General features: G+C 44.9%; 7 protein-coding genes and 1 tRNA gene. 3 read left to right on the plus strand and 5 right to left on the minus strand.

What is annotated here, in order from left to right; translation table 11 throughout:
* Positions 1-143 precede the first annotated feature (143 nt).
* Both FW758_RS15995 and fabA read left to right on the plus strand, forming a co-directional pair.
* On the plus strand, positions 144-1877 hold the full coding sequence (locus tag FW758_RS15995; RefSeq protein ID WP_446445892.1) for an AAA family ATPase: 1734 nt from the start codon (positions 144-146) through the stop codon (positions 1875-1877).
* Between the two features lie 74 nt (positions 1878-1951).
* On the plus strand, positions 1952-2467 hold the full coding sequence (fabA, locus tag FW758_RS16000) for a bifunctional 3-hydroxydecanoyl-ACP dehydratase/trans-2-decenoyl-ACP isomerase (RefSeq protein WP_006082073.1): 516 nt from the start codon (positions 1952-1954) through the stop codon (positions 2465-2467).
* A gap of 123 nt (positions 2468-2590) precedes the next feature.
* Here fabA and rmf read toward each other — a convergent pair whose 3' ends face one another.
* From rmf to rlmKL, 5 genes are all read right to left on the minus strand, one after another.
* Complete coding sequence (gene rmf / locus FW758_RS16005) at positions 2591-2767, minus strand: ribosome modulation factor (protein WP_006082074.1); 177 nt, start codon at positions 2765-2767, stop codon at positions 2591-2593.
* 187 nt (positions 2768-2954) lie between these two features.
* Positions 2955-4838, minus strand: coding sequence for a DUF3466 family protein (locus FW758_RS16010; protein WP_446445893.1), 1884 nt, complete (start codon positions 4836-4838; stop codon positions 2955-2957).
* 28 nt (positions 4839-4866) lie between these two features.
* The gene (locus tag FW758_RS16015; RefSeq protein ID WP_006082076.1) at positions 4867-6792 is read right to left on the minus strand and encodes an ABC transporter ATP-binding protein; all 1926 of its coding nucleotides are present in this window, start codon (positions 6790-6792) and stop codon (positions 4867-4869) included.
* A gap of 1 nt (position 6793) precedes the next feature.
* The gene (locus FW758_RS16020) at positions 6794-7048 is read right to left on the minus strand and encodes a glutaredoxin family protein (protein WP_107947992.1); all 255 of its coding nucleotides are present in this window, start codon (positions 7046-7048) and stop codon (positions 6794-6796) included.
* Entirely contained in the window at positions 7041-9170 is a 2130-nt protein-coding gene (rlmKL, locus tag FW758_RS16025) for a bifunctional 23S rRNA (guanine(2069)-N(7))-methyltransferase RlmK/23S rRNA (guanine(2445)-N(2))-methyltransferase RlmL (protein ID WP_259482183.1), read from the minus strand. Before rlmKL ends, FW758_RS16020 begins: the two co-directional genes overlap by 8 nt.
* A 257-nt stretch (positions 9171-9427) precedes the next feature.
* On the opposite strand from rlmKL, the gene FW758_RS16030 reads away from it, so the two are divergent.
* A tRNA-Met gene (locus FW758_RS16030) sits at positions 9428-9504 on the plus strand.

Genomic DNA, 9504 nt, shown 5'->3' on the forward strand with positions numbered 1-9504 from the left:
GTTCACCACAATGTTTTTTACGGCAAATACATCGCTAGTTTCAATGAATAATCGGGCAAACAGACGTAAAAACACCTATACAGTGAGAGACTTGTCGTCTTGGTATGGTAAAATCACTGTAACTTTTCACGGTAAATGCTTATATGAATTCACTCTTGATACCCACGTCTTCACTCGCACCTGAATTTAGCCTGCCAACCCTTTCCGAAACGGCTGCCAATCTAAGCGCATTGCTCTTAGGGCAAGAGCGCACTGTGGACGCGTTTAAACTCCACCAAGCTATTGTCGATCAACACTTGTATCTGGCCGATTTCCCGAGCATTGACCGCCAGTTAATGATCCAAGCCTGTATCGATAGCCTTGCACCTTTGTCCCCTGCGTATTTAGTGGCGACACGTCCGATTGATAAGGTGGTAACATTTCAGTGGCAGTCCGATAAGCCGCAGGAAAATCAAGGAAGTATTGCCGAAAAAACAACTCACTATCGCTACCTCAGTGGCAATATTCGCCGCGCAGATTTAATTGGCCGTATGGCGCAAACAGGGACAACGAGTCAGTATCAAGCTGGTGCCCTAGCCCAATGCCATTATGTGTTTATTTGCGCCGAGTCGCTGTGGAAACGTGAAGGTTTATGGGATTTAGTGATGCAAATCCTCACCCATAAAGAGTATCAAATTAGCAATAACTTAAGTCCTATTCCATTGAACTGTAAGATAGTACTGGTTGGTGCTGGGATGATTTATAGCCAAGTCAGAACTGAAGATTGGCAATTTCAACGTCACTTTACCCTATTAGCGGAACTTGCCAGTGAAATCGACTTGGTCCGTTATAAAGAGTCACAATACGTCGCATGGCTGCAAGCAGTTGCCCAAAGTGTGGATGTCACCCTTGAACAATCCAGTTTAGCGCCACTCTTTCGCTATAGTGCACGGTTAACCGAACATCAGCGTCGCCTCAGTTTATCTATGCTCGAGTTCGCCCAACTCATGATGCAAGCTAAAGCCTATCGTGGTAAACCGAGCATCAATGCAAGCAGTATTGAGCACGCGTTAACCCAAGCCAACTATCGTCATAACAGTTCGGAAGAATATTCGGGCCAGAGCTTCGATGACAATTTCATAAATCTGCCAACTTCGGGTGCTATGGTTGGCCAGATCAATGGCTTAACTGTGATTGATGCTATCGATTATAGCTATGGTGAACCAGCGCGTATCACGGCATCAGTTCACTACGGTGATGGTGAAGTAGCCGATATTGAAAGAAAATCTGAACTTGGCGGGAATATACATGCCAAAGGCATGATGATCCTTTCTGCCTGTTTGTACCGTATCTTTGGACGAGATGCGCCATTACACCTGAATGCCAATATCGTTTTCGAACAGTCCTATCAAGAAATTGATGGCGATAGTGCATCACTCGCAGAGTACTGCTGTTTGATGTCAGCGATTGCCGAACAACCCATTATTCAATCACTGGCGATTACCGGCGCATTGGATCAATTTGGTAATGTGCAAGCGATTGGCGGCATCAACGAGAAGATTGAAGGCTTTTTTAATCTGTGTGAACGTCGCGGACTTACGGGAGAACAAGGCGTTATTATGCCGAAGTCGAACGTATTACAGCTTAATCTCAATTCCAAAGTGATTACAGCTGTAGGCAAAGGTCTGTTTCACATCTATGCCATTGAGCATATGGACCAAGCGGTTGAGCTATTAATGCAAATGCCAGCGGGTGTTGCCGATGAAGATAATGATTTCCCACATGATTCGCTATATGGTCTCGTACAGGAACGATTAGACAAGCTCGCGGGAAATGGGGAGGAGGAAATCGGCCTAATCACGAGATTACTCGCAAAATTGGGATTTTTTCGCCGCTAATTAGCTGATCGGAGTTGTTTAGCTTACACGTGTTCGCTAACCTTGGCGGCTCTTATTGCTGGAGTAGTAAAACAATGAATAAAGCAAACAGTTTCAATAAAGAAGAACTCATCGCCTGTGGCCATGGGAAATTATTTGGTCCAAACTCACCTCGTCTGCCTGTCGATAACATGCTGATGATGGATAGAATCGTCACTATCAATGATAATGGCGGCGAGTTTGGCAAAGGTGAAATTGTCGCTGAACTCGATATTAATCCAGACTTATGGTTTTTTGACTGCCACTTCATTACCGATCCCGTAATGCCAGGCTGTTTAGGCCTAGATGCCATGTGGCAACTCGTGGGCTTCTATTTAGGCTGGGAAGGCGCTGAAGGTAAAGGACGTGCACTGGGTGTAGGTGAAGTGAAGTTTACCGGCCAAGTATTACCAGGCGCGAAGAAAGTCACTTACAAGCTCAATATCAAGCGTACCATTCACCGTAAACTGGTGATGGGTATTGCCGATGCAATCCTAGAAGTGGATGGCCGTCAAATCTACAGTGCAACCGATCTAAAAGTCGGTGTCTTTAGCGATACCTCTACATTCTAATCCGTCTGATGCCAAGACACTGAAGCTATAAGTACTGCAGATATAAAAATGCCCTCATCTGAGGGCAATATGCTGCATTACTTTGCTTGTTCTGGGCTATTTAATTAATGAGTTAAAACTCAATTATTTATTAAATAGCCCATTAACTCGGCCATCCACACCTTCACGCCAACCGCCTAACCACTGCGATCGCGAATCAAGATTTGCATAAGGACAGAGCTCCTTAGAGCGCCCACCCACACCAGCTTGGAATCCTTTTGAAAAAGCTCTGTCTAAACGATCTCGTTTTTGTCTTTTCATGCAAGCGTCCTCTGTTCTACATAAAATAGAAGCAAAAGCTTCACCCATAGAAATAGTGCTTTTTGACACCAAGATCAATCAAAAAATCGGCTATTATACTGACTATTTATTAAACTATTGAGATCCTAGCGAAAAAAAATCGAGGCATTTAGCCTCGATTTTTTTAGTCTGAATTCAAGCTTAAAACTTAGCGAATTCGACGACGGAACCACACTAATGGTAAAGCAAATAACCAAGCTAAGGTTGCAGCACCTTGACGCTCATAATTACCCGTATCAGTATTGTCCTCAACGGTGCAAGCCTCTCCACTGCTAGCAGGCTTTAGAACGACCATACGCGGGACAAAAGCTGTCACTGGATCACCATTACCATTAAGCTCAAATAACGCTTCACCATTTTCGCCAACAATAATATTACCAGCACTATCAAGTTGTAAGGAAGGCTTACGAATGTATGCTGTCCCTACAATAGTGCCCTCTTCATTAATACTCGTCCCTTCGACCACGATAATATCGGCATTATACGTGAAGGTTTTACCCGAACCGTCACGCACTTCGACTTGATGACGTGCCCAGCTACCATCGCTAGCTTTTCCATATCCCTTAGACTCACAGGTCAGCAACTTATTAAGATTGTTAAACTCACCGGTTGATTTCTCATACAGGAAACCCGCTTTAGGACGTGGTTTTTCTTTGTCATAAGTAGTTTCAATATAACCAACAACTTGGCCTTTATTATTGATACTCTTAGGTTTACTGGAAAGATCCGTTGTAGAAGCAGCAAAATCATTCGGGGTCACTACTGTTGCATCAGCTTGATTCGTATCGAAATAAAAGAACTTATCGCGTAAATAGCCTTGGATATAGCTGCGATAACTACCAACAACTATACCACTGGCATTGATGTCATAGGCGATAGAGCTTGAAACCGAATCTCCCATAGGGATCCAGTGGTATTGGTATTTACCTTCATTATCTTTAGCCCAATAAGCTGCATCTTGGGCTAAAGCTTTGCTATTGCCACCACGATAAACATGTGAACGACCCACAACGACGCCATTATCATTCAAACCCAGTGCTTGAGCGGTAAAAGTCAAGGTATTGTCAGTCGCAGGCGTTAGCCCCAGAGGTAGCTCAGTGCCTGTAGCAACATCGTTGTCGATTTGCCATGCATAGGCACGAGTCTGATACTGAATATTACGTGTACCAGTACTATTGGGGTATTGCTCACGTTGTACGCAAACATCTAACGGCAAAGTATTATCCGTACCTAAACAATAATTAACTCTATCACTACCATATTTACTGATATCAGTACTGGCATAACCCGCTACTAAATTATTGTTATTAATGGCTGTTGCTGCGGACCATCCACCTAACTTAACCTCTTTTATGACGTTAGTGGTATCAGGATTGACAAATGTATGATATGGCGGTGGTAAATCAATTTGAGTGTCGCCATTTTTTACCACACCGCGGAACTCATAGTCGCGGTAATACCAATAATTATCGGCTACATTAGCAGTAGATTTATTCTCTGTTTTCTTTTCAGGTGCTGTCATGCTGCCCACTTTAATACCGGCATCGTTAATACCGTAATAAAAGGTATCAACTGAATTAATCACCTCGGTATTGCTTGGATCTGTCGTGCCATTAATGCTGTCAAAAGTGGGGAGCCAAGGCTTAGATGCATCGTTGTGCTTAGCAACAAAAGCAAAGTTATTGGCAATGATGGGTTTATCTATCGAATACGTAATGGTTTCTTCTGGCGCGATACCATCAGCAACATCAATCACGCCGCCTTCAACATCTGAGCTGCTGAGTTTTTTCTTACCTTTTGAAATACCGACTAATTCATCATTGGCATTCACACCTAAGGCATAGCCGCTACGAGTGCCATCAAGCTTCCCCTTAAGGTCAAACTTTGTAACCTTAATCTGACCGTCGGCATCAACTTCAACAACCTTATCGATATTATCAATTTCATAGACAGGTGCAGCATGGGCACTGTTTAATACACCAAGGACACCTAAGGCAACCAAGGAAAGGGCTTTATCCAACTGTAACTTCATTAATTCTATTCCCATTTTTATTATTGGTTTACTTCAGTGACTCAAGCTCTTCCCATCGCTCGAAGCAAACTTCCAATTGCTTTTCTTTGTCCGCCAACTGGCTCAATACCTGATTGACTTTATCCTGCGCCTGACTATAAAAGTCTGAATGCCCAATGGTGGTCTGCAATGCAAGAATATCGGCCTCTAATTGCTCCATCACAGTGGGTAACGACTCTAACTCACGCTGTAACTTATAAGACAGCTTTTTTACCGCTTTCGCAGGTTCTGCAGCCTTAACTTCAACGGCTTTCGTTTCAACCGCTGGAGCTTCGACCGCCTTTTGCGAACTAGGTTCCTCAGAATAAAACTTTGCCCCCTGATTCACTGCGTCTTGATAACCACCAACATATTCGCTCCAATGGCCATTACCCGCATACCACCAACTACTGGTGACGGTATTATCGATAAATGCCCTATCATGGCTCACCAACAAAAGCGTGCCTTGATATTCAGTTAGCAGCGACTCTAACAATTCTAGGGTCTCAATATCAAGATCGTTGGTCGGTTCGTCGAGTATGATTAAGTTTGCAGGGCGAATTAAGAGCTTAGCCAGTAACAGACGGTTTTTTTCACCACCCGACAGCGCTTTCACTGGTGTTCTGGCGCGCATAGGCGAGAACAAAAAGTCTTGCAAATAACTTAATATGTGGCGGTCTTGGCCATTAATCGTGATGGTCTTTTTACCTTCGCCGACGTTATCTTCAACCGTTTGCTCAGGATCTAAGGCTTCACGATATTGGTCGAAATAAGCAATTTCGAGCTTAGTGCCGACTTTAATTTCGCCCGATTGCGGTTGTAGCTTTTCGATTAATAGTTTGATCAAGGTCGATTTACCACAGCCGTTCGGGCCAATCAGCGCAATGCGGTCACCGCGGATCACTGTGGTATTAAAGTTCTTAACCAGATTTTTATCGGGCAGATTGAAGTTAAGATCTTGAACATCAAATACTAACTTACCAGAACGTTCGGTATCCGATACCGCCATCTTAGCGTTGCCTTGACGATTCAAACGTTCACTGCGCTCATCACGAAGCGCTTTAAGTGCGCGCACTCTGCCTTCATTACGGGTACGTCTGGCTTTAACGCCTTGACGGATCCACACTTCTTCATCGGCGAGACGCTTGTCAAACAAGGCATTTTTCTCAGCTTCAACGCGCAGCCATTCTTGCTTACCATCAAGATACATTTGATAGTTGCCCGGCCATGAGGTCACAACACCACGGTCTAAATCGACAATCCGCGTCGCCATACGGGCAATAAAGCCCCTATCGTGACTGATAAAGACGATAGCACCTTGATAATCGAGTAAAAACTTTTCAAGCCATTCAATCGTGTCTATGTCTAAATGGTTGGTAGGCTCATCAAGTAACAACAGATCTGGCTCGCTGACCAGTGCTCTGGCTAACGCCACTTTACGCTGCCAACCACCGGATAACTCGCTCAACGATTTGTCAGGGTCGAGGCCTAACAACTCGCAGTTTTGTTGAATGCGAGAATCGAGTTGCCAACCATTATAGTGATCTAAGGTTTCTTGCAGACCTTGCATCTCATTTAACATACGATCCATTTGTTCTGGATCGGCATGGGCGACATCGTGGGACAGTTGATGATAACGCTCAAGCGCCTCACCCACTTCCTTCAATCCTGCCGCGATATACGCGTATACCGTGCCTTGCTCAGCTTTTGGCGGATCTTGCTGTAAACGACTAACACTCACATTACCGGCAATGTTGAACTCGCCTTCATCCAGCAGCACATCGCCGGATAACACTTTTAATAAACTCGACTTGCCGGCACCGTTACGGCCAACAATACACACGCGCTCGCCGCGTTGAATAGTAAAATCCGCTTTTTGTAACAACGGAGTGTAACCATAGGCTAAAGAGCCACTATTGATACGAACCAGACTCAAACTAAGCTCCTGTAAACTCTTGTAATTGCGTTGCGTTAAATGGCCAATGTAATTCTCTATCATCCCAGGCTTTAAGCACAGGGATCGATACGCCATAACGCTGCGCGAGGTATTCATCGTCACATATATCTATGGCCCGATAGCCAATATCGGCCGCGGCCAGTAACGCCGCGGCCAGTTCACACAGATGGCAGCCCTCGGTGTGATATAGCAGATAAGTCCTGTTATCCCGCTCTGCTTGAGTCAACTCAGGCATGGGTGATAAGCCAAGTATTATGGATATGTGGATTACGTTTGTAGTCCATAGGCAAAGTCACGTCATCAATGTTTGTCACATTAATGTTCATCTTTGTCAGCGTCTCTATGTCCATCTTAAACTTACGTTTATTGTTAGAGAACACTAGCTCGCCCGTTGGGCTGAGCAGTTTCACTAAGGATGACAGTAAATTCACATGATCCCGTTGCACATCAAACGAATCTTCCATGCGCTTAGAGTTTGAGAAGGTCGGCGGATCGATAAAGATCAGATCGTACTGTTCGTTACAATCTCTAATCCACTGCATGCAGTCAGATTGAACAAACTCATACTGCTTACCTTGCAAGCCATTGAGCGCAAAGTTGTCTTTCGCCCAAGCGATATAGGTATTGGACATATCTACCGTCGTCACCGACTTAGCACCACCAAGCGCTGCATGCACAGAAGCAGAACCTGTGTAAGAGAACAAGTTCAGTACCCGGCGACCTTTAGATTTTTGACCGACTAAACGACGTGTCAATCTGTGATCGAGGAACAAACCTGTATCCAAATAACCGGTTAAGTTCAACTTGAACTTAGCGCCATATTCGGTAGTGATAAGCTCTAACTTGCGCTCATCCAGTTTTTGATATTGACTCGTGCCCTTTTGACGCTCACGGGTCTTCATGATCATCTTGTTAGGATTGATGCCAATGGCCGATGGCAGTGCTAATAACACATCGCTTAAACGGCGCTTAGTCACGGCTTCAGGTATGGTCGCTGGCGCCATATACTCTTGAATAATCACGTAATCTAAATACTTATCTACTGCGACGTTATATTCAGGAATGTCGGCATCGTAAATACGATAGCTGTCGATGCCTTCTTTCTTCGCCCATTTCTCTAATAACTTGGCATTCTTCTTAATGCGGTTAGCAAAAGCTGGGGCAATATCGGCAATGTCGACGCCATCTGGTAGCACTGGCGTATCACGGCGAGTACTGTTGGCATGTAAAGTATAGATGTTAAAAGCACATTCAAGCGCGCCGTTAAACATCTTCATTTGTTTATCGGCTTTAAGCTTTAGCGATGACACCAGTTCGATATCACTACACAGCATGGCCACTTTCCAGCCGCCAAACTCTTTCTTAAACTTGTCGCCCAGCTGATAGTAAAGCTGCAATAACTCAGACACATTGCCTAAACGCTCACCATAAGGTGGGTTAGTGATCAAATAGCCACTTTCCGCAGGCGGCGCTATCGTTAAAGCATCTGCAACTTGAAACTCGATTAACTCAAGTACACCGGCATTTTCGGCATTACGTTTCGCCAACGCGACTAAGCGCGAATCGATATCAGAACCGTAGAATTTAATCTCGCAACGTTTCACGCCTAATGAAGCACGCGCTTTCGCTTCTTCAACGATTTCTTGCCACACGGCTTTATCATGGCGACGCCAATGTTCAAAACCAAAACGGCTACGTTGCAGACCAGGGGCAATATCGGCTGCCATTAACGCCGCTTCAATCAGCACTGTACCACTACCACAGAAAGGATCGAGCAAGGTCGAAGGCGCCGCTTGCCAGCCACTGCGTACGAGCATGTTGGCGGCTAAGTTTTCCTTCAATGGCGCTTCACCTGTGGTCGAACGATAGCCACGTTGATGAAGCGATGGACCCGAGAAGTTCATCGCAATCGTGATCACGCCATTACGGAAATGCGCATCGACTTTAAACTCAGCATCAACGCGAGACACATTCGGACGCTCAATATCATCGTCGCGGAAACGATCGACAATCGCATCCTTAATCTTCAAGGCGCCAAACTGGGTATTATTAAGAAAACCACCCGTACCATGAAAATCGATACTAAAAGTGCTTTTATTGGAAAAGTGTGCCGGCCAATCAACACAATAAGCTGCATTATAGAGTTGTTCTGCCGACTCGCAGCTTCCTTTATAGATAACCAACACAATGCGGCTGGCTAAGCGTGTCCATAAAGTAATGCGATACGCTAAAGCTAAGGAAGCCGTGAAATACACACCAGCAACACTCTCTTTTACTTCAGTCGCACCAAATTCTGTCAGCTCTTGGGCTAAGCTATATTCAAAGCCCTTAGGGGCGGCGGCAAAAAAATTAAGCATGGGATAATCAGTACGCAGTCAAAATCAAAGCGACATTATACCTGCTCGGATACATAAAAGATAAACAGTTATTAGCCAAAGCCCCATTTAGTCGCTGTCTTGGCCTAAGATAATCGACGAAAAAACCCCAACTTATGTGTAAATCGTATGAATGCCGCTCATCCCGCTTTATATTTAAGCGTTCACCACCTTTTTCAATCTTCGTCCTTGCATTGCAAGGGCACTGCCGTTATAGTCTGCCCCGCTTTGAAGACGGACGCGGGATGGAGCAGCATGGTAGCTCGTCGGGCTCATAACCCGAAGGTCGTAGGTTCAAATCCTGCTCCCGCAACCA

Source organism: Shewanella sp. 1180_01, assembly GCF_052850535.1.

Coding starts and splice junctions, on each gene's coding strand:
- FW758_RS15995 (WP_446445892.1), top strand. CDS start 144: ATGAATTCACTCTTGATACCCACGTCTTCACTCGCACCTGAATTTAGC.
- fabA (WP_006082073.1), top strand. CDS start 1,952: ATGAATAAAGCAAACAGTTTCAATAAAGAAGAACTCATCGCCTGTGGC.
- rmf (WP_006082074.1), bottom strand. CDS start 2,767: ATGAAAAGACAAAAACGAGATCGTTTAGACAGAGCTTTTTCAAAAGGA.
- FW758_RS16010 (WP_446445893.1), bottom strand. CDS start 4,838: ATGAAGTTACAGTTGGATAAAGCCCTTTCCTTGGTTGCCTTAGGTGTC.
- FW758_RS16020 (WP_107947992.1), bottom strand. CDS start 7,048: ATGCCTGAGTTGACTCAAGCAGAGCGGGATAACAGGACTTATCTGCTA.
- rlmKL (WP_259482183.1), bottom strand. CDS start 9,170: ATGCTTAATTTTTTTGCCGCCGCCCCTAAGGGCTTTGAATATAGCTTA.